The sequence below is a fragment of the Roseiflexus sp. genome, from assembly GCF_057785375.1.
Map to the genome: position 1 here is coordinate 15,799 of NZ_JBYNRX010000076.1, position 19,644 is coordinate 35,442.

General features: G+C 60.4%; 19 protein-coding genes. 8 read left to right on the top strand and 11 right to left on the bottom strand.

The features are described from left to right. Position 1: 1 nt before the first annotated feature. A complete protein-coding gene (locus AC3EA7_RS13515; protein ID WP_488614585.1) occupies positions 2 to 970 on the top strand; it encodes an alpha-ketoacid dehydrogenase subunit beta in 969 nt (322 codons plus the stop codon). 12 nt (positions 971 to 982) lie between these two features. Next, positions 983 to 2,356, top strand: coding sequence for a dihydrolipoamide acetyltransferase family protein (locus AC3EA7_RS13520; protein WP_488614586.1), 1,374 nt, complete (start codon positions 983 to 985; stop codon positions 2,354 to 2,356). 395 nt (positions 2,357 to 2,751) lie between these two features. On the opposite strand, the gene AC3EA7_RS13525 is transcribed toward AC3EA7_RS13520, so the two are convergent. The 8 genes from AC3EA7_RS13525 to AC3EA7_RS13560 all read right to left on the bottom strand — a co-directional run bounded on the left by AC3EA7_RS13525 (position 2,752) and on the right by AC3EA7_RS13560 (position 7,585). Further along, positions 2,752 to 3,894 (bottom strand): DNA methyltransferase, encoded by a 1,143-nt coding sequence (locus tag AC3EA7_RS13525; RefSeq protein ID WP_488614587.1) that lies wholly within the window; start codon positions 3,892 to 3,894, stop codon positions 2,752 to 2,754. 40 nt (positions 3,895 to 3,934) lie between these two features. Continuing rightward, positions 3,935 to 4,243, bottom strand: a complete 309-nt coding sequence (locus AC3EA7_RS13530; protein WP_488614588.1) for a CopG family antitoxin — start codon at positions 4,241 to 4,243, stop codon at positions 3,935 to 3,937. Beyond that, positions 4,230 to 4,616 carry a BrnT family toxin gene (locus tag AC3EA7_RS13535; RefSeq protein WP_488614589.1) on the bottom strand — a complete coding sequence of 129 codons (387 nt, stop codon included), beginning with the start codon at positions 4,614 to 4,616 and terminating at the stop codon, positions 4,230 to 4,232. The genes AC3EA7_RS13530 and AC3EA7_RS13535 overlap by 14 nt, the downstream gene beginning before the upstream one ends. Then, complete coding sequence (locus tag AC3EA7_RS13540; protein ID WP_488614590.1) at positions 4,613 to 4,813, bottom strand: transposase; 201 nt, start codon at positions 4,811 to 4,813, stop codon at positions 4,613 to 4,615. The genes AC3EA7_RS13535 and AC3EA7_RS13540 overlap by 4 nt, the downstream gene beginning before the upstream one ends. Positions 4,814 to 4,889: 76 nt before the next feature. Continuing rightward, positions 4,890 to 5,321, bottom strand: coding sequence for a CBS domain-containing protein (locus AC3EA7_RS13545; protein ID WP_488614591.1), 432 nt, complete (start codon positions 5,319 to 5,321; stop codon positions 4,890 to 4,892). A gap of 37 nt (positions 5,322 to 5,358) precedes the next feature. Further along, positions 5,359 to 5,919, bottom strand: coding sequence for an acyltransferase (locus tag AC3EA7_RS13550; protein ID WP_488614592.1), 561 nt, complete (start codon positions 5,917 to 5,919; stop codon positions 5,359 to 5,361). Between the two features lie 31 nt (positions 5,920 to 5,950). Continuing rightward, positions 5,951 to 6,325: a YraN family protein gene (locus AC3EA7_RS13555; RefSeq protein ID WP_488614593.1), complete on the bottom strand. Its 375-nt coding sequence runs from the start codon at positions 6,323 to 6,325 to the stop codon at positions 5,951 to 5,953. Between the two features lie 6 nt (positions 6,326 to 6,331). Beyond that, on the bottom strand, positions 6,332 to 7,585 hold the full coding sequence (locus tag AC3EA7_RS13560; RefSeq protein ID WP_488614594.1) for a Glu/Leu/Phe/Val family dehydrogenase: 1,254 nt from the start codon (positions 7,583 to 7,585) through the stop codon (positions 6,332 to 6,334). A gap of 391 nt (positions 7,586 to 7,976) precedes the next feature. On the opposite strand from AC3EA7_RS13560, the gene pyrE reads away from it, so the two are divergent. The 6 genes from pyrE to AC3EA7_RS13590 all read left to right on the top strand — a co-directional run bounded on the left by pyrE (position 7,977) and on the right by AC3EA7_RS13590 (position 17,279). Further along, positions 7,977 to 8,609, top strand: a complete 633-nt coding sequence (gene pyrE / locus AC3EA7_RS13565; protein WP_488614595.1) for an orotate phosphoribosyltransferase — start codon at positions 7,977 to 7,979, stop codon at positions 8,607 to 8,609. A gap of 64 nt (positions 8,610 to 8,673) precedes the next feature. Then, positions 8,674 to 9,798: a glycosyltransferase gene (locus AC3EA7_RS13570; protein ID WP_488614596.1), complete on the top strand. Its 1,125-nt coding sequence runs from the start codon at positions 8,674 to 8,676 to the stop codon at positions 9,796 to 9,798. A gap of 327 nt (positions 9,799 to 10,125) precedes the next feature. Then, entirely contained in the window at positions 10,126 to 11,298 is a 1,173-nt protein-coding gene (locus AC3EA7_RS13575) for an iron-containing alcohol dehydrogenase (RefSeq protein ID WP_488614597.1), read from the top strand. 634 nt (positions 11,299 to 11,932) lie between these two features. Next, positions 11,933 to 14,365: a hypothetical protein gene (locus tag AC3EA7_RS13580; RefSeq protein ID WP_488614598.1), complete on the top strand. Its 2,433-nt coding sequence runs from the start codon at positions 11,933 to 11,935 to the stop codon at positions 14,363 to 14,365. A gap of 112 nt (positions 14,366 to 14,477) precedes the next feature. After that, the gene (locus AC3EA7_RS13585) at positions 14,478 to 14,897 is read left to right on the top strand and encodes a hypothetical protein (RefSeq protein WP_488614599.1); all 420 of its coding nucleotides are present in this window, start codon (positions 14,478 to 14,480) and stop codon (positions 14,895 to 14,897) included. Between the two features lie 438 nt (positions 14,898 to 15,335). Then, positions 15,336 to 17,279, top strand: coding sequence for a PhoX family protein (locus tag AC3EA7_RS13590; RefSeq protein ID WP_488614600.1), 1,944 nt, complete (start codon positions 15,336 to 15,338; stop codon positions 17,277 to 17,279). A gap of 54 nt (positions 17,280 to 17,333) precedes the next feature. Here AC3EA7_RS13590 and AC3EA7_RS13595 read toward each other — a convergent pair whose 3' ends face one another. The 3 genes from AC3EA7_RS13595 to AC3EA7_RS13605 are packed head-to-tail and all read right to left on the bottom strand — an operon-like array spanning position 17,334 to position 19,471. Continuing rightward, positions 17,334 to 17,759 carry a TolB family protein gene (locus tag AC3EA7_RS13595; RefSeq protein ID WP_488614601.1) on the bottom strand — a complete coding sequence of 142 codons (426 nt, stop codon included), beginning with the start codon at positions 17,757 to 17,759 and terminating at the stop codon, positions 17,334 to 17,336. A gap of 20 nt (positions 17,760 to 17,779) precedes the next feature. Continuing rightward, on the bottom strand, positions 17,780 to 18,073 hold the full coding sequence (locus AC3EA7_RS13600) for a hypothetical protein (RefSeq protein ID WP_488614602.1): 294 nt from the start codon (positions 18,071 to 18,073) through the stop codon (positions 17,780 to 17,782). Continuing rightward, positions 18,074 to 19,471: a fibronectin type III domain-containing protein gene (locus AC3EA7_RS13605; protein WP_488614603.1), complete on the bottom strand. Its 1,398-nt coding sequence runs from the start codon at positions 19,469 to 19,471 to the stop codon at positions 18,074 to 18,076. Positions 19,472 to 19,644 lie beyond the last annotated feature (173 nt).

The following is a 19,644-nucleotide window of genomic DNA, read 5'->3' on the forward strand; positions in this document are numbered from 1 at the left end:
TATGCCGATCATGACAGTTCGCGAGGCGCTGCGCCAGGCATTGCACGAGGCGATGCAGGACGAGCGCGTCTTCATTATCGGAGAAGATATCGGACACTACGGCAGCACCTATGGCGTCACTGCCGGTTTCCTCGAACAGTACGGACCTGAGCGCATCCGTGACGCGCCCATCGCCGAGTCGGGCATCGTCGGCATCGCCATTGGCGCGGCGATGGTCGGTATGCGTCCGATTGCCGAGATTATGTCGGTTAACTTCTCACTTCTGGCGTTCGATATGCTCTTCAACCACGCCGCCAAAATCTACGCCATGTTTGGCGGCCAGATGACGGTGCCAATGGTGCTGCGCACAACCAATGGCTGGACACAACTTTCCGCCACCCACTCGCAGTCGTTCGATGTGTACTTCGCCCATATGCCGGGTCTCAAGGTCGTCGCGCCGGCGACACCCTATGATATGAAGGGCATGCTGAAGGCGGCCATCGAAGACCCCGACCCGGTGGTGTTCATCGAGCACACGCTGATGTACACGGTCAAAGGCGAGGTTCCCGAAGAGAGGTATACCGTTCCGCTGGGCAAAGCGCGCCTGGCGCGCGAAGGGCGCGACATTACGGTCGTCACTTACTCGCGTATGGTCCATCTGTCGCAGCAGGCTGCCAATATCCTTGCGCGCGACGGCATTGAGGTCGAGATCGTCGATCTCCGCACGCTGCGACCGCTCGATATGAGTGTGGCGCTCGAAAGTTTCAAAAAGACCAACCGCGCCGTGGTGGTGACGGAGGACTGGCAATCGTTCGGTACGAGCGCCGAGATTGCGGCGCGCCTGTATGAGCATGGCTTCGATTATCTCGACGCGCCGATTGCACGGGTCAACTTCCGTGAAGTTCCTATGCCCTACTCGAAGAATCTGGAGTTGCAGACTGTTGTGACTGTTGATCGGATCGTCGATGCGATCCGAAAGACGCTGTCGTAATTGGAGATACCTATGCCCGACATTACCATGCCCAAGATGGGCTTCGACATGCAGGAGGGCACGATCGTCCGCTGGCTGAAGAAGCCGGGTGACGAGGTTCGCAATGGCGAGCCGATTGCCGAAATCGAGACGGATAAGGTCACTATCGAGATCGAGGCGTTTGCGTCAGGCATTCTGACCGAAATCGTCGTACAGGAAGGGCAGTCCGCGCCGGTCAATGCAGTCATTGCCCGACTCGATGGCGGGAATGGCGCGCAGGCGCCTGCACCCGCCGCTCCTGCGCCGGTTGCCGAGGCGCCTGCACCCGTCACACCCGCGCCGGTCCCAGAGGCGGTTCCGACGGAAGCAGGAGAGATCCGCGCATCGCCGCTGGCGCGTCGCCTGGCGCACGAATATGGCGTCGATCTACGCCAGGTGCGCGGCACTGGTCCGGCCGGACGCATCGTGAAAGAAGATATCGAAGCGTATCTGGCTGCGCGTGGCGCTGCACCAGTCCCACCCCCCACCCCGCCGCCTGCCCCTGCGCCTGTCACCCTGCCGCCTGCGCCTGCTGTCGCGCCCACGCCGGCGCCCGTCATCCCGCCGCCTGCCCCTGCGCCTGTCACCCTGCCGCCTGCGCCTGCTGTCGCGCCCACGCCGGCGCCCGTCACCCCGCCGCCTGCGCCTGCACCGGTCAGCGCAGTGTCACCGGCGGCGGGCGCCGGCGTGCCGTTGAGCAACATGCGCAAAACTATTGCGCGCCGTATGCTGCAAAGCTGGCAGCAGTTCCCGCATATCTTCGTGTCCATCGAAGCGGATATGGGCGCGGCGCTCGCACTGCGCGCCCAGGCGAATGCTGGCCGGTCAAAAGAGGATCAGTTCTCGATCAACGATATGGTGGTCAAAGCGTGCGCCGGTGCGCTGCTCGCATTCCCCAACCTGAACGCTTCCTACAGCGATGAAGGAATCATCCGCCATCCGACGGTTAATATCGCAATTGCGGTCGCGTTGGAGAGCGGACTGATGGCGCCGGTCGTCACCAACTGTCAGGACCGTTCGCTCGGTTCGATTGCGCGCGAAACCAAACGGATCGTGGCACTGGCGCGTGAAGGAAAGATCACCCCCGATCTGCTCCAGGGAGGCACGTTTACGATCAGCAATTTAGGGATGTACGGCATTCCTGAGTTCACATCGCTCATCACGCCGCCACAAGCGGCGAGCCTGGCGGTCGGCGCGATTCGGCGCGTCCCGGCGTTCAAGGACGACAGCGATGAGGTGGTGGCGAAACACCTGATGATGCTGACTCTCTCGGCGGACCACCGCGTCACCGATGGCGCCGAAGTTGCGCAGTTTCTCAACGAGGTGAAGCGCCTGCTGGAGCAGCCGCTGGCATTGCTGGTGGGGTAAGGGCGGGCTGAAGCCCTTGCTGATACTGACTTTCGGTCAGTCAGACAAGATGTTCGCGTGCTCGTTGACTTCACTGCAAAAATCTGTAAACCACGAAGGTCACCAAGGGACACAAAGGACATGCGCTTCATATTTATGCACCTTCGTGCGCTTCGTGTCCTTGGTGGTTCAGCCTTTGTGCAGCAACCACGAAGGGCGCCAAGGGACACGAAGGACATGCACTTCATTGTTCCTCACCTTCGTGTACTTCGTGCCCTTGGTGGTTAAGTCTTCCATGACTTCACCGCAAAAAGCGAACCACGAAGGTCACCAAGGGACACGAAGGACATGCACTTCATTGTTCCTCACCTTCGTGCGCTTCAGGTCCTTGGTGGTTCAGCCTTTGTGCAGCGGACTCATACGCAATGACCGCGTATTAGTATCAGACCATTCTCTGCTCGATATTGTTCACGAATGCAATCAATGCTGACAAGATTGCCCGCCTGATCCTCATAGTACCAGTACTCCCAGCCATTGAAGGCGGGCTTATTCTGGGCAAGCGCGGCTATTTTGTGGATCGAGCCGCTCATATTGCCCCATTGCAATTGCGAGTCTGCCCGGACAACCGCCACAATACTGCGATCACCGGAATAGAGCTTCTGACCAATGCTGATGTAGCGCGCCTCAACAAGCTGACCAAAACCAACACGCGGCAGGTCACGCTTCGACTTTGTTTCCAGCAGATCGTCATCAAAGAATGATACCGGCGTATGTTCAATCCTTCTCCTGGCAATCTCAACGTAGGCCGGGTCCAGTTCGATACCGATATATGTTCGCTTCAGTCTTCGCGCAACCACGCCGGTCGTACCGGAGCCGAAGAACGGATCGAGCACCAGATCGCCGGGATTGCTCGACGCCAGGATCACCCGATACAGCAACGCTTCCGGTTTTTGCGTCGAGTGCGCCTTCTTTCCGTTGATCTTCACTCGCTCCGCACCGGTACAGAGCGGAATATGCCAGACGTTCTGCATCTGTTTCTCTTCATTTAGATGCTTCATGGCATGGTAATTGAACGTGTACTTCTTCTGATCGGCGGACTTCTTTGCCCATATTAATGTCTCAGTCGCATTCTGAAAGCGAACACCGCGGAAATTTGGCATTGGGTTTGTTTTATGCCAGATGACATCATTTAATATCCAGTACCCCAGGTCCATCATAATTGCCCCGACGCGAAAGATGTTATGGTATGTGCCGATCACCCAGATCGTTCCGTCGTCTTTGAGCACTCTGCGACATTCACCGAGCCAGGCTCTGGTGAATGCATCATACTCCTGAATATTCTCAAACTGATCCCACGCATCATCGACGCCGTCCACAACGGTTTGATTGGGACGAAGCAATTCGTGACGAAGCTGGAGATTGTACGGCGGGTCGGCAAAAATCAGGTCTACCAACTTTTCGGGGAATGTTTTCAAGACCTGAATACAGTCGCCCTGGATAATTTCGTTAACGGGCAGGCGATAGGCGCCTGGTTCAGTAATTTGTGGACGCCGGTGCATCATGATCCTTATATGGGGTACAGAGAAGAAGAAGGAGTTTTTATTGGGAAGCGGTGATTGTTTCTTTATGTCCGGTCTCCGCGCTCTGTCTTGACAAGCGTTCAAGCAGCCACAGATTAACCAACGTTTCAGGCGTAATACCTCGTCTGCGCGCCTGCACCTTGAGTTGAGCATAAATCTCCGGATCAAGGGCAACGCGCCATTTGCGTTGAGCACGAACCTCGAACACTACTTCACGAGTCTGATCCCAATAATCTGCCAGACTATGCGTATCCCAAAACTCAGCAATCTCGTCTATCGTTCGCGCTTTTGAAATACCGGTCAGTTGCGGCTCTTCATTTTCGTTCATAACGTCTGCGTTCCTTTGCATCCATATCACGTGCACTCAAGATCAAAGCGGCATTTGCCGCCTTGTAGATGAAAAACACAATCACATACCGACCTGCATCCGTCTGCCCGTATGCTGCATACACGTCTTCGCCCGACCTGTACCCCGTTTCTACGAAACGGTACTGTGGCTGGTTGAAGAACACTTCTTCGACTTCTTCCTGAAAAAGACAATGCTTACTGGCCAGTTTCTCGGCGACATTGGGCAACCAGATGAAATCATCGATATACACGACTGCAACGCCTTGTTGAGCGGGAACAACGCTCCCGTCGAGAAACGCTTGCGCCCGCTCCAACTTGCCCTCGGCATCCGGTTGGCTCAGAAAGGCGGTCACATCCGTTCCCGGTCTCCATCCGACGACCACTCATTCAATCGTCGCTGGCAGGCGCTATCTGAACCATATTCGGACGGCGCATCTTCCCAGGCGCACCCCGTTTTCAGCACAGACTGGATGCCGTTCAACGTCCGGCGGTCATCATATCGCGGACGTCCGCGCTTGCTCTTGTTCGTAGGGATGAGCGGTTCGATCACCGCCAATTGTTCGCCATTCAGGTTATGTCTACTTGTGCTCCCATTGTACCATCACCCGGCATTTTTGCAATGACTTCTACACAGACCCGCCCGCACTCAACCTTTCGCTCTCCAGCGCACGCACAATGTCGGTCATCGACAAAATGCCGACGGGCCAGAAACGCCCGTCGTTGCGCTCTTCGACGACGACCAGGCGATGGATGCGGTTGCGGTTGAGCAACTGAATGGCGCGGTCGAGTTCCATTTCGGGCATGCACGTCACCACGCTGCGGGTCATAATGTCGCCGACCGGTCCGCGCATAACTTCCTCAAATGACGACCCCTCCTTCCATACCCGCAGCAGGTCGGTCTGCGACACAATCCCGGCGAGGTGGCCAGGACCATCAACGATCACCAGCGCATGGATGCGATGCTCTTGCATGAGCGCAAGCGCTTCTTCAACCGGCGTCTCGACCCGGCACGAAATCACACCGTAGTGCATGACATCACTGACACGTTTCTGTTCCATCACATTTCTCCCGTATGACCTGTGCACAGGGGCCGTTCTACGAAGCGGTCTGTTGTTCCTGCGCCGTGCGCTCGATGGCTTCTTCCTGAGTAGCGCAGCGCACGCCGCCAGCGCTAATGTAGCCGATAACACGCGCCGGGTTGCCGACGACGATCGCGTGCGCCGGCACGTCGCGCGTGACGACCGCACCCGCGCCGCACAATGCCCACGCGCCGATGGTCACCCCGGTCACGATAATCGCACCAGCCCCGATGGACGTGCCCCGTCGGATCAGGGTTCGCCCGACGACCCAGTCTGCAGCGCCTTTGAGCGAGCCGTCGGGATTGATAGCGCGCGGAATGCGATCATTGGTGAAGATGGCGTGCGGACCGATAAACACGCCATCTTCAACCGTCAAGCCGTGATAGAGCGACGCATTGTTCTGAATTTTGACGTAATCGCCGATGACGACCTCGAAATCGATGTAGACATTCTTGCCGACGATGCATCCTCTGCCAAGCCTGGCGCGCTCGCGGATCTGCGCGCCGTGCCAGACGCGCGTTCCCTCGCCAATTTCAGCCTGCGGCGACACCTCTGCGGTTGGATGGATGAATGCCATCGGTCAGGTTCTCCAGAAACCGAATTCCCTGCTACTTCTCTTCGACCGCGTATGGAATATGCTCGATTGACACTGCTTGCCCATGCGATCCGGCGGCAATCGCCACAACATCGATCCGCCAGGGCGTGTCGGCGGGGAGATGGTGCGCTTCGAGGAACGCACTGGCGAGCGCCATCAGGCGCGCGCGTTTGGCATCGGTGATCGACTCGGCAGCCATTCCGGGATCGCGGCCACTCCGGGTCCGCACTTCGACGAAGGTCAGCATGCCATCGTGCCGCGCCACAATATCGATCTCACCGGCGGCGCAGCGCCACTTGCGCGCCAGCACATGATACCCGCGACACGCCAGGTAGCGCGCCGCCACGGTCTCGCCCCAATCGCCGAGGCGTCTGCGCCGCTCAGCCATACCGCCTCACGGATAGATACCGCGAATGCGCGTCGCATCTGCCGCCCGAGTGACCGCCAGCAGATAGGCGGCAGTGCGCATATGAACGCGGCGTTCATGCGCCGTGCGCAGCACCTGATTGAACGCTCCGACCATCACGCGCTCGAGTTGGGCATTGACCTCACGTTCGGTCCAGAAGAACTCCTGCAACCCCTGCACCCACTCGAAGTAGCTTACAGTCACGCCGCCGGCGCTGGCAAGAATATCGGGAATGACGAAAATGCCGCGATCATAGAGGATTGCATCGGCTTCCGGCGTCGTGGGTGCATTCGCCGCCTCGCCAATGATCCTTGCGCGAATGCGATCGGCATTACGCACAGTGATCTGGCTCTGAACCGCAGCCGGCACCAGAATGTCGCAGGGCAGTTCGAGCAATTCCTCATTCGTCACACGATCCGCTTCGGGAAAATCGGCGACCGTGCCGGTGCGCTGTTTGTGTGCGGCGACCGATGCGAGCGGCAGTCCGTTGCGCCGATAGACGCCACCTTTGCTGTCCGACACCGCGATGATGGTAGCGCCCATTTCTTCCAGCAAACGCGCACAGGTAGCGCCGACTTTGCCAAACCCCTGGATTGCAATCCGTGCGCCGGAGATCGGGAAACTCAATGCCTCAGCGGCTTCGCGCAACACATACGCCAGACCGCGCGCTGTCGCCTCACCCCGCCCGTAGGAACCGCCGATCTCGATCGGTTTGCCGGTCACCACTGCCGGAACGGTATGACCGCTGTGCATCGAGTAGGTATCCATGATCCACGCCATAATCTGGGCGTTGGTGCCGATGTCGGGCGCCGGAATGTCGCGATCCGGGCTAATCAGGATGCTGATCTCGGAGGTGTAGCGGCGGGTCAGGCGTTCGAGTTCGCCCATCGACAATTTGCGCGGATCAACCACGACTGCGCCTTTTGCACCGCCATAGGGAATATTGACCGTTGCACACTTCCAGGTCATCAACATGCTGAAAGCGCGCACATCATCGATTGTGACGTTGGGATGGTAGCGAATGCCCCCCTTCGCCGGACCACGAGTGATGTTGTGATGGACGCGATACCCGACAAATGTTTCGATCCGACCGTCATCCATTTTGACCGGGAATGTCACCGTCAGTTCGCGTTGCGGAACTCGCAGGATGCGGCGGAGACCAGGTTCGAGCTGCAGGATGTCGGCTGCGATGTCGAACTGGCGCTGTGCGCTGGCGAGCGCGCTTTCCTGCTCCATAGTCATAACTTTCTGTCCTCCTCGTTGAGCAAATCGAATCAGGACCCCATTGTCCACCTGAGCCACACACCGTGTAGTATAGCACGATGGACGCGGATGATGGAAGATATGTGCAGTTGAAGGTTGAAAAACTGATGAATGTATACCACAACTGAGCGCTTTCCGCCAACCTGGGCGTCTGCACCATCCTGCCCCTGGACGGCGTCGCGGCGGGTCTGCGACCCGTCGCGAGGCGGCGTGTGCCATCCGCATGCCCGTACCATGCCGGTTTATCGAGAGCGCCGTGCAGGGACAACCCCTCACGCCTGTGGTATGATTCCCCGGTGTCGAGCCTACTGCATCGGTCCTTCGGCAAAACGCAAAGCGCCAATGCGACGATGCCGGGAAAGGATTGCCCGTGACCTCTGAGATCATCTACGAGATAGCGTCGGTCCTTTTAGAGGCTGGCGCTGTGCTGATCCGCCCGCGCGAACCGTTCACGTTCGCATCGGGTCTGCGCTCGCCAATCTACTGCGACAACCGCATTCTGCTGGGTGATGTCGCTGCACGACGCACCGTAACCCGCGGTTTCGTTGCGCAGTGTGCCGATGCACAGGTCGTTGCCGGACCCGCCACCGGCGGCATTGCGTGGGCCGCGTGGGTTGCTGAGACGCTCGGCATCCCAATGGCGTATGTGCGCAGCAGCGCCAAAGGGCACGGACGCGGACGCCAGGTCGAGGGAGCAGTGGTCCAGGGGCAGCGTGTGATCCTCCTCGAAGATACGGTCAGCACCGGCGAGAGCGCGCTCCAGGCGGCGGACGCCTTGCGTGCCGAAGGCGCGATTGTGATGAGCTGCATCTGTATCTTCACCTGGGGATGGGCTGAAACGACCACGCGGTTTGCAGCGGCGAATCTCAAACTCGTGCCGCTGGCGACGCTTGCCGCCGTGCTCGACGTGGCGCAGCGCACCGGACGCCTGACGCCGGAGGCGCGCACGCTGGTCGAGGCATGGGCAACCAACCCGCGTGAATGGATGCCGCCGGAGACGTAGCGAAACTGCCCGTGAGAACGTCACACACACGACGATGAGCCAGACGCACAACGCAGACACTGTTGTGGATTCATCGCAGCCCGACGGCGCCTTTTCGCTTCCCAGCCTCTCCATCATCTGGCAGTCACGCTGGGGCATCCCGATCGGATATGCGGTTTCCTCCGAGGCGCTGGCGCTCGAACTGGCTGCGCGCGGCGTTGACCTGATGTACCGCCCGACGCCATGGCATATGCCGGGCACAATCCGCCACCCAGCGCTGCTGGCTGCCGCTGCGCGCGCACTGCGCGACGACGCGCCGCAGGTCAGTTACGACCAGGCGGACCTTTTCTATACCGGTCACGCCGGGTATAAAATCGGCTACACCATGCTGGAAGTCGATGGCCTGCCACGCGAGTGGGTCGCAGCGTGCAATGCGATGGACGAGGTCTGGACGCCAAGCCGCTGGGGGGCAACAGTCTTCGCCAATGCCGGGGTCACGCGCCCGATCCATGTCATGCCGCTGGGGTATGATCCGGCGCGTTTTCGACCGGACGGACCGGCGCGCCGGATTGCAGGACGGTTCACCTTTCTGTCGGTCTTCGAATGGGGTGAGCGCAAAGCGCCGGACATCCTGTTGCGCGCGTATGCAGCGGCATTTATGCAGCGCGACGATGTGCTGCTGATGCTGCGGGTGAACAATTTCGATGCCGGGGTCGATGTGGCGCAACAGATCGCTGCACTCCGCCTGCCTGCCGCCACTCCGCCGATTGCCCTGCTCTACAATCGCCATATCAGCGACGAAAGCCTGGGAGCGCTCTACCGCAGCGCCGACTGCTTTGTGCTGCCGACGCGCGGCGAGGGATGGGGCTTGCCGATCCTCGAGGCAATGGCGTGCGGGCTGCCGGTGATCGCCACCGACTGGAGCGGGCAGACCGAATTCTTCCATCACGAGGTCGGCTACCCGCTGCGGGTGCGGCGGCTGGTCGCCGCCGACGCCAAATGCCCCTACTATCTGGGGTGGCGTTGGGCGGAACCAGACATCGAGCACCTGATTGCGCTGATGCGCTATGTGTACGACCATCCCGACGAAGCGCGGGAGAAGGGCGCGCGCGCGGCGTATGAAGCGACCCGCTGGACGTGGGCGCACGCAGCAGAGCAGATTCATCGCAGACTGCGTGACATCTCCGGTGAACAACCCCAGTCCACGTGACGATGCCGCGCCGCCCGACCAAACCGGCTCTGCGCCTGGCGGCTGAAGCCGTCGGCTACGGTTGCGAAGCCTGCCTTTGCAGACTCGACCGGACTTAATGCTCAATGTTCATTAGCCCGAACGGATCGTCGCCCGCGCGCCATCGCAGCCCCGCAGGGGCTTGCACGTCCTCAGGGAGGGCTTTCGCCGGCAACGACAGGCATCGCGTGACGCATCATGACTGTGCCCGGGTGTAAATATGCGGTTGACGCACTGCTTCATCTATATTACACTGTGTCCTATCGAAGGGTCGAAAAGCAAGCGATGCCGGACTGAAGGAGGCTGTTTATGATGCCGCCGCGAGAGTTTCTCATGCCTGCGCAGGTTCTTATCGGCTCAGGCGCCGCCGAGCAGGTCGGCGTACAGTGTCAGAAGCGCGGTTGGAAGAAAGCCCTGATCGTTTCCGACAAGATTATGCTCAGTCTGGGGCTGGTCGGCAAGGTGGAGCAGTATCTGGCCGACAGCGGCATTGCCAGCACGATCTACGCTGGCGTCAACACCGAACCGGTGGTGGAATACGTTCAGGAGGGGTTGCAGGCATACAGAGAGGGCAACTGTGATTTTGTCGTGGCGGTGGGCGGCGGCAGTCCGATCGATACGGCGAAAGCCATCGCCGTACTGGTGACCAACCCCGGTTCGATTGAGCAGTACAAGGGGATCGGGAAGATTGCCGCACCCGGCGTCCCGGTCGTTGCCATTCCCACAACTGCGGGCACCGGCAGCGAGGCGACGGTCTATACGGTGATCACCGACCAGAAGACCGATGTGAAGATGTTGATCGGCAGCCCCTACCTGATGCCGACAGTTGCTATCGTTGATCCGATGCTGACCGTCTCCTCGCCGCAGAGCGTCACGGCGGCAACCGGCGTCGATGCGCTGGTGCATGCTATCGAGGCGTATGTGTCGGTGAAGCGCCAGCCGATGACCGACATCTTCTGCCTGTCGGCGATCCGGTTGATTTCCGAGAGCATTCGCCAGGCGTGGGCAAACGGCAACAACATCGAAGCGCGCGAGCAGATGATGCTCGGCGCCTTTCAGGCGGGCGTGGCATTCAGCAACTCATCGGTCGCACTAGTGCATGGCATGTCACGCCCGATCGGCGCGCACTTCCACATTGCGCACGGCGTCTCCAACGCGGCATTGCTGGCGGTCGTCACCGAGTTCAGTCTGATCGGCGATCCGGTGCGCTACGCGCAGATCGCCGAAGCGATGGGCGAGCCGATCCAGGGTCTGTCGCTCATGGAAGCCGCCGATCGCGCCGTGTATGCCATTCGCCGCCTGGTCAGCGACATCAAGATCCCATCGCTGAGGCAGTTGGGGGTCGAGCGTGAACGCCTGATCGAACTGGCACCATCGATGGCGGATGCTGCGATCGACAGCGGCAGCCCGGCCAACAACCCGCGCAAGCCCACCCGCCAGGAGATTATCGATCTCTACGCCAAAGCATACGACCAGGAATAGGAAAGGCGCGCACGCCATTGGATGGGTTTCTTAATCCTCATAAGCCCTTGCTGAGATCGTGAAAGCCTCTCTGTCGCTTCCACGTCCTGAGCGAGGGCTTATGGCGTTTGAGAAAATAATCCGGTATCGCCCAATGGAGCCCGCGAAGGCGGGCTTCGCAGCAGGAGCCCGCGGCTTCAGCCGCCGGGCGGGCGAGCGGATAGCGGAATAATTTTTCAAAGCCCATTAGCCCGCATTGCAGACAGACGTTTGCGGTTCCCAATCCCTTCGTTCGCGTCAACGATGTTCATCCTGCCGGCGCGCCGCAACCGCCACCCGCCGAATGTATTGTTCATGACATGCATGGCACGGGGAGGGCTGCCGCGAATCGTGAGCAAGCATGGCTGCGCGAACTGGAACGACGCGGATTGTTCACTCCGGTGATGCACGCTGGCGCTCTCATACTCATGAAACGCACCGATACACCTCTGCCGAACTTCTGCTTTGGCAGGCGGCAGGATGCGGCGTGTCACCCACATAACGAATGACGAGTGATCGCTGAACAACGCACTCGCATGCACATCAGGAACGGTTGGCGCGCACGAATGGATGCCGCTGAACACCTCGCAGCGCAGGCGAGTGAGATGACCAGGCAATGAACCGATCTCTACGTTTCAGCATCATCCTTGATACCATGATGATCATCGCCGTTGCGCTTACATCGGCGGCATTGCTGGTTCGCCCGCTGGAAACGCAGCAGCGGATCGTAATCGGGGCGAGCGATCGCGGCATTGTCACCGGGTTTCACGAAGCGGAGTTCAGCGAGACGGAAGGACGTCCGTTCCGCTGGACAATGGCGGAAGCCACGATCCGGCTGTCAACGCAAGGGCTGGCTGATCATATCCTGGCGTTACGGCTTGCCGCGCCGCCGGGAGCATCAGCGACTGCGCCGCAAGCGGTTGATATTGAACTGAATGCCGCACGTCTGGCAACCCTCCCGGTCACCTTTACGCCTCGCATCTATCGCCTGCTGGCGCCGCGCGCGCTGATTCAGTCAACCGGCAATACAATCACGCTGCACACAACCACATCACGTCTGCCAGGCGACCGGCGCGATCTGGGGGTGGCGGCGTTTACCGTAACGTTTGCAGCGCTCAGTGAGCCGTCCTGGCTGGCGCCGGTGCAGACGATAGCAGTCACCGGTGCGGCATTGTCGCTTCTGGTTGCTCTCCGACTGTCCGGCATCGGCGCACTGCGTTGGGTGGTCGTCGCCCTGTTCGCCCTGATCAGCCTGAGCATGCGCCATTCCGATCTGCGCTTCACCCAACGCTGGGAAGCGTTGCTGCTGACCCTGGGGCTGGCAACCGTGTTCAGTTGCATCACGCTGATCATCGCACACCGAAAAGACCACAAAGACGATCCAACGTTCAACGTTCAACACTCAACCTTTCTCCTTCTCATCACGGGCGTTGCTACAGTGCTGACCGTCCTGCTCCTTGCCCCGCTCCTTCCCGATCCTTCGCGGTTCATTCCCGGACCTCCCGGCGATAATCTCGAGTATGTCTGGAAACTTCAGTGGTTTGCCGGCGCACTCGCCGAACGACGTTCGCCAACCTTCGTACCGCACCTCTTCTATCCAAACGGATACGAACTGGCATACTCTGAATTGACCCCAGCACATACACTGCTGGCTCTACCGTTCACATGGCTTGCAGGACCGACGCTGACGTACAATCTCCTGATTGCTGCGTCGTTCGTACTGACGGCGCTTCTTACTGCATTGCTGGCGCAACGCCTGGGCGCAGGCCGCCTTGGCGCATTCGCAGCAGGCATTGGCGTTGGTTTCTGCCTCTGGCGCTACCAGCACACGCTGGGGCAGATGAACATGGCCGGCACACAGTGGGTTGTCCTTGCACTCTATGGGCTGGAAGGGTTCATTCGCTGGCGACGCGCTCACGATGCTCTGCTCACCGGGCTGGGAGTCGCGCTGGCGGCTTGGTCGTCGTGGTACTATGGCCCGACATTATGGCTGGTGCTGGCATTATGGCTGCTGATGCGCCATCCGCAGAGGCAAACGCGCGCTTTGCTATCGGCGTGGCCCGCAGCGCTGATAGGGATGCTTGTCGCGCTGGCACTCCTTGCACCCTACGCCCATCCGACGCTGCAAACGCTGCGCGGCGGCGAAACGCGCCACGACTATGCCTCGCTGCTTCAGCTTTCGGCGCACCCGCTCGACTATCTGACCCCGAGTCGCTACCACGCACTCTGGGGCGCGTGGGCAGCGCAGGTTGCCCCCGATACCGCAGGTGCACGACTCGTGGCGCCGGGTTTGGCGCTTCTCGCGCTGGCGGGTGTGGGTATGTGGCGCTGGCGGCGGAGCGCGATTGCGTGGACGTTGCTCATCATCGGGTTGGTGTGCTTCATTCTGAGCCTGGGACCGGAATTGCGCGTTGGCGATTGGAGCATTCCGCTTCCGGCGCTCCTGGCATACGAGCATGTGCCAGTGCTGCGCAGCATTCGCGCCTGGTCGCGCATGGCATTCTACGTCCAGATATGCGTCGGTCTGCTGGCAGCCCTCAGTCTGACCGGTTTTACGCAGTGGCGTCGGGCGTGGCAGGCGCTGGGAGTGATTGCAGTCTGCGGCGTTCTGCTGGAAGTGGCGCACGCCGTGCCCTGGAGCGCATCGACTGCACCACGGCCAGTTGATCGCTGGCTGGCGGATCAGCCGGGGTCCGGCGCGACGCTGGAAGTTCCCGACACCTTCTCCGGCGCGATCGAGTACTATGCTCTTTTTGCGAAACGTCCCAGCCTGACGGGCTATGGCACCTTCGAGCCAGCCGGCGCAACCGCTGACATGGCGTGGTTGCGCGAGTTTCCTTCAGAACGCACCCTGACGACCATCCGGCGTCTGGGGGGCAAGTACATTCTGGTGGATCGCGCTGCCATGGACCGCGAGTGGCCCGGATGGCGCAATCGCATTGCGCAACAACCAGAACTCATACAGGTGTATGAAGATGATGAGATGACCGTCTATCGGCTGTCGCCATCACAGACGATCCCGAATCGATGTGGTGGGTGCGGCGGCTAAGCCGCCGCACCCACCACAAAAGAAGGTACGTACCGCTCTGCCGAAGGCACAAAGAGCCGTCACGCGGCTCGTCCGTGACGTAACCGCGTAACTCCTGTTTGTGAGGAGACACATGCACGACGAGACCCACGCATCCAGGACCGACTCGCCGCTCTTCCTGGCGACCCCTGGCGCCGACGATGAACCGTTGGCGGCGCAGATCGAACGCGCGCTGCGCGAACGTCGACGGGCCGTAGCCGACCTGCCCTTGCTTACCGATGTCGCACAGGGCGACCCATACCTGGCCGAGCAACTCGCGGCGCTCCATGCATGCTGGGAAGTGCAACCGCCGCCTGTGCATGGACTGCTCGACCGCCTGCGGCGTCGCATCGCCTGGTGGCTGCTCGAACCGGAAATCCGCCAGATTAACGCAGTTCACGCCACCCTCACACGCCTGATCGATAGTCTGATCGTTCTGGCAGACCACGAACGCGCCGCGCGGCGGCGGATCGAGGAACAGCAGGCGCCTACAAGCACAGAACCTCGCCGGTAATGAGGACCTCAAGAGCCTGTCCCAGCAATCGCTGCGTGATGTGCGGCTGAGCAACGCCTCGCCTATCAAGCGATCTCTTCTGGATAGGCTCTGATAGAACGATCAACTGGGTGTTGCACAATACTTGCTGGGATTGACCGTCCTGTGGCTGACGTTGGCTTCGACAGGCTCAGCCAACGTCAGCCGCTCCAGGTCCTTGCTTGTCTAGGTTGTGGTTGTCCGCTCTATGAGAAAAGCGCCCACTTTTGTTAACTACATATAACAAGATCCTTACCAAAACTTAATGTCTGTCGCGTTGCATTCCCCTGCTTCCGGCACTAGAATCATAACCGCTCCAGGAACTGTGCGACATACAAACATATCGGGAACAAATCCGGTGCACCATGGGTCGTCCCTGGAGCATATTGCTGAAAGCGGACTCTAGAAGGAGAGATCACGATGGGTGGACGCGACGAACAGGACAAACTGATCGTCCGATCAGTCGAGGGGAAAGGCCGGGATTTTGAGAACATCCTTGAAGAGCACCTGAGCCGCCGTAACTTTCTCAAAGCCGCAGCAGTAACATCCGGTCTGGTCGTTGCAGCGACTGCAATGAATGTCGATGTCGCCGCAGCCCAGACGCGCCCGGCGCCGCTGCCGCCAAAATTCGGCAAGGTGTCGCCAACTAAGCCAGAGGTGGACGAGATTGTTGTGCCCGACGGCTACTATGCGGCAACGCTTATCCGCTGGGGCGAGCCGATATTCGCCGACGCGCCGGAATTCGATGTCTGGACGCAAACGAAGGAGAAGCAGGAGAAGCAGTTCGGTTACAACTGCGACTACGTCGGCTACTTCCCGCTGCCATCGTACACCTCGAACAACTCGACGCGCGGGCTGCTCGTGGTCAACCATGAGTACACCAATGAAGAGTTGATGTTCCCCGGTTATGACGTCGACAACCCCAACCCGACGAAAACGCAGGTCGATGTCGCGCTTGCCGCGCACGGCGTGTCGGTCATCGAAATCGCTCGCGGGCGCGACGGACGCTGGAATGTGGTGCGCAATTCGCCGTACAATCGGCGCCTGACGGGTTACACGCCGATGACCATCAGCGGTCCCGCCGCCGATCACGAGTGGATGAAGACCAGCGCCGATCCGACCGGGCGCAACGTCCTCGGAACGCTCAACAACTGCGGCGGCGGCAAAACGCCATGGGGCACGGTGCTGACAGCGGAAGAGAACTTCCATCAGTACTTCGCCAACCTCAAGGCAATGCCAAACGGCGACTATCGCAAGGCCATTCACGCGCGCTACGGCATGCCGAGCGGCGCCTCCGAGCGCAGGTGGGAAAACTTCTATGATCGCTTCGATGTCGCCAAAGATCCAAACGAGGGCTTCCGCTTCGGCTGGATTGTCGAGTTCGACCCGTACAACCCCAATTCTGTGCCGGTAAAGCGCACGGCACTGGGGCGCTTCCGCCACGAGGCGGCAACGATCGTGATCGCGCCGTCCGGTCAGGTGGTTGCGTACTCTGGCGACGACGCGCGCGGCGAGTATGTCTACAAGTTCGTCTCGAACGGGCGCTACAATCCGCGCAACCGAGAAGCGAACTTCAACCTGCTCGACGATGGGACGCTGTATGTCGCGCGCTTCAATGCGGACGGCACCGGCGAGTGGCTGCCGCTGAAGCACGGCTTCGGTCCGCTGAACGAGGGCAATGGCTTCATGTCGCAGGGTGACGTGCTGATCAAGACGCGCAACGCTGCCGATGCACTCGGCGCGACGAAGATGGACCGACCGGAGGACATCGAGACCAACCCGGTCAACAAGAAGGTCTACATCATTCTGACGAACAATAGCCAGCGCGGCGTCGGCGACGGACCGCCGGTTGATGCTGCCAACCCACGCGCCAACAACCGCGCCGGTCATATCATCGAACTGACGGAGGACGGTAACAACCACGCTGCAACCCGCTTCACCTGGAACATCTTCATCCTGGCGGGGCTGCCGACCGACGAGTCGACCTTCTTCGCCGGCTACGACAAGAGCAAGGTCAGCCCAATCGGCGCACCCGACAACATCGTCTTCGACCTGGCTGGCAACGCCTGGGTCGCAACCGACGGCGCCGCCAGCGCCATCAAACTGAACGATGGTTTGTTCGCCATCCCGGTCGCCGGTTCGGAGCGCGGGCATGTGCAGCAGTTCTTCTCGTCGGTGGCAGGCAGCGAGGTGTGCGGTCCTGAGTTCACTCCCGACAACCGGACGCTCTTCCTGGCGATCCAGCATCCGGGTGAGGGCAGCACGCTCGCCAATCCGATCAGCACCTGGCCCGACCGCCAGGGTCTGCCGCGCCCAAGCGTGATTACCATCCAGGCGTTCGATAACCGCCGCATCGGACAGTAGCGACGTGCAATACGAAGGGGAGACGTTGCAATGCAACGTCTCCCCTGTCGATCATCACCGCACTACGAGCGGCAGCATCGCCCGGTACGCTCCCGGTGCAACCTGCGGCGCCGGACCACCGCCCGACCACGCCGGCGCCTTGCCCACTACCCCCAGCGCCCGCAATCCATCGCCGTCCAAACGCACCACGTGCAGCACCGGGTTTTCGCCCGGTCCCGGATCGAGGTCGCGCACGAAGATCACCCAGTTGCCATCGGTCGATACCTTTGGCGACAGCGACGGCTGTCCGGTCGGCCCGCGCGTCAGTTGCGTCAGGTTGATGAGCTTCCCGTCCGGCTGTACATTGGCGCGCCAGAGTTCGCGCTGCCCCGATAGATTGGCGGAGAAGACCAGGGTCGAACTGTTCGGCGCGAAATCGCTCGCTTCGGCATTGATGCTATCGAGACACGTGCGTGTATCGTCGTTTGCCGTCACTGCCACACAGAGACTGGCTGTATCGGTTACCCCCGGGCAACACCATTACACCAGGCGCGATAGGTGTATGCCAGCAGTGATCCGTCGCTCGATACAGACACGTCTTCGGCGATAATGAAAGGAACTCTGAAACGTGTGGTAGCAGCCAGCAGATGCACCGTACCCGGCTCGTAGACCGTGCAGATGAAGGCGCCGCCCACGACGCGAAATAATACCAGCCCCATCGTATCTGGATCAGCGGTGCTATCGAGGACTGCAGCGAGATTATTGTCCACAAAGAGCACCCGCGGATCGCTGCCGTCCGGCAGGCGACTGAGCACCTAGTTTTGACCATCCCGTGAAACGAAGGCGAGCAGACGCCGTCCATCATGACTGAACACCGGCGCTTCACCCGGACCAATCACACGCTCTGAACCCAGCCCGCCGCCAGCAATGGCGCGTACTGCAATCCCTCCTTCGACCTGATAAGCGATGGTTCCCGATAGTTGCCGCAGATCGGTTCCGATCGTCGCTGCGGCTGTCGCCACATTCGAGGGTGGACCGACATTGCCCACGCCATCGACGACGTAGACCCGGTAGAAGTACGGCTGTGCGTCAAGCCCGACATCGCGGTAGGAGTTCGTGGTCGCCAGGCGCGGCGTGATCTGCGCATACGGACCATCGGGGCTTAGGGCGCACAACACGTGATACCCGGCGACGCCGTTCGGATCGGTCGCCGGTTCCCAGGTGAGCAGGATCGAGGTGTCACCCGGTTGCGCTGTCAGGTTCGGCGGCGCAGTTAGCGCGTTCTCATCGAGATTGACCCGCGTTGACCAGATTTGATTTCGCACGTTTCGGCTATCATCCAAAACCACAAAGGCGCGCTGGCCCGCCGGTCCGGCGCCGACTACGGTGTTGGGACGGTTCTGCACCGCAACACCGGGATACAGTCCCTGATCGTCCTCCAGAGGGTTCCCCAACGCGAAACTCCGTCCGCCATCGAGCGACGTCGCCAGGAGCAGGTCAGTGCCGCTCTGAGTCGCAATCTGCAAGACGAACGTCAAAAGCACCGCGCCGCCTGGCGAGACATCCAGGTCGTAGGACGGAATATCCTGGCCCTGCGCCAGGGCAAACGCTGGATTGGGATCGTCCCAGGTTGCGCCGTTGTCGCGCGAGCGACGTAGCAGGATTTCCTTGTTGTTCGCTCGCTGGTACGCAGCGTAGAGCGTACCATCCGGTCCAAACGCCAGGCGCGGGGCGAAGCTGTCGCTCCCTGAAATCTGGACATTCGGGCCAAAGGTCTGTCCGCCGTCGATTGAGCAGGCGCCAAAGATCGCAAACCGCGCGCGACGGTCCTCCCAGGCAGCGCAGACCGTCCCATCGCGCACGGTCAACGCCATACGCGGACCCTTCCCGAGAGCGCCAGGGTCTGTTATCCGGCCATTACCGAGTCCCTCGCTGACCTGCACGGTGCGAATATCAATTCTGCCCGACCCGGTGCGCGTTATGATGTCCAGCAAGACATTGACGCTGTCACGATCAACCACGTCATAGTTGAGGAGCAGTGTACGCTCACCTGTTGTTGCAATCTCCGGGTAGCCATTGATTTCTGGCTCATCACTTCCATCGATGAAGTACTCCGCGAAACTCTGACCGCCATCGGTCGAGAGCGCGAGCATCACATCGTTGGAGCGATCCTGCCCGCCACATGCGCCATCGATAGCAAAACAGCGCTCCATCCACCAGGCGATCCAGATGCTGCCATCGGGAGCGACGCTGATGACCGGGCGCTGTATAAAGCCGTTGAACGCGAGCGAACTCGCGCGCGTGTTGGCGCTCCAGCTCGCGCCGTCATCGTCAGACCGCGCGAAATAGATGGTCGGTTGGGTGATGCTGCCCTGGCGCGTGTCGA

What these genes read in the sequence shown, in the direction of transcription:
- AC3EA7_RS13515 (WP_488614585.1), top strand. Translation starts at nt 2, where the DNA reads ATGCCGATCATGACAGTTCGCGAGGCGCTGCGCCAGGCATTGCACGAG.
- AC3EA7_RS13520 (WP_488614586.1), top strand. Translation starts at nt 983, where the DNA reads ATGCCCGACATTACCATGCCCAAGATGGGCTTCGACATGCAGGAGGGC.
- AC3EA7_RS13525 (WP_488614587.1), bottom strand. Translation starts at nt 3,894, where the DNA reads ATGCACCGGCGTCCACAAATTACTGAACCAGGCGCCTATCGCCTGCCC.
- AC3EA7_RS13530 (WP_488614588.1), bottom strand. Translation starts at nt 4,243, where the DNA reads ATGAACGAAAATGAAGAGCCGCAACTGACCGGTATTTCAAAAGCGCGA.
- AC3EA7_RS13545 (WP_488614591.1), bottom strand. Translation starts at nt 5,321, where the DNA reads ATGGAACAGAAACGTGTCAGTGATGTCATGCACTACGGTGTGATTTCG.
- AC3EA7_RS13550 (WP_488614592.1), bottom strand. Translation starts at nt 5,919, where the DNA reads ATGGCATTCATCCATCCAACCGCAGAGGTGTCGCCGCAGGCTGAAATT.
- AC3EA7_RS13555 (WP_488614593.1), bottom strand. Translation starts at nt 6,325, where the DNA reads ATGGCTGAGCGGCGCAGACGCCTCGGCGATTGGGGCGAGACCGTGGCG.
- AC3EA7_RS13560 (WP_488614594.1), bottom strand. Translation starts at nt 7,585, where the DNA reads ATGACTATGGAGCAGGAAAGCGCGCTCGCCAGCGCACAGCGCCAGTTC.
- AC3EA7_RS13575 (WP_488614597.1), top strand. Translation starts at nt 10,126, where the DNA reads ATGATGCCGCCGCGAGAGTTTCTCATGCCTGCGCAGGTTCTTATCGGC.
- AC3EA7_RS13580 (WP_488614598.1), top strand. Translation starts at nt 11,933, where the DNA reads ATGAACCGATCTCTACGTTTCAGCATCATCCTTGATACCATGATGATC.
- AC3EA7_RS13585 (WP_488614599.1), top strand. Translation starts at nt 14,478, where the DNA reads ATGCACGACGAGACCCACGCATCCAGGACCGACTCGCCGCTCTTCCTG.
- AC3EA7_RS13590 (WP_488614600.1), top strand. Translation starts at nt 15,336, where the DNA reads ATGGGTGGACGCGACGAACAGGACAAACTGATCGTCCGATCAGTCGAG.
- AC3EA7_RS13605 (WP_488614603.1), bottom strand. Translation starts at nt 19,471, where the DNA reads ATGGAGCGCTGTTTTGCTATCGATGGCGCATGTGGCGGGCAGGATCGC.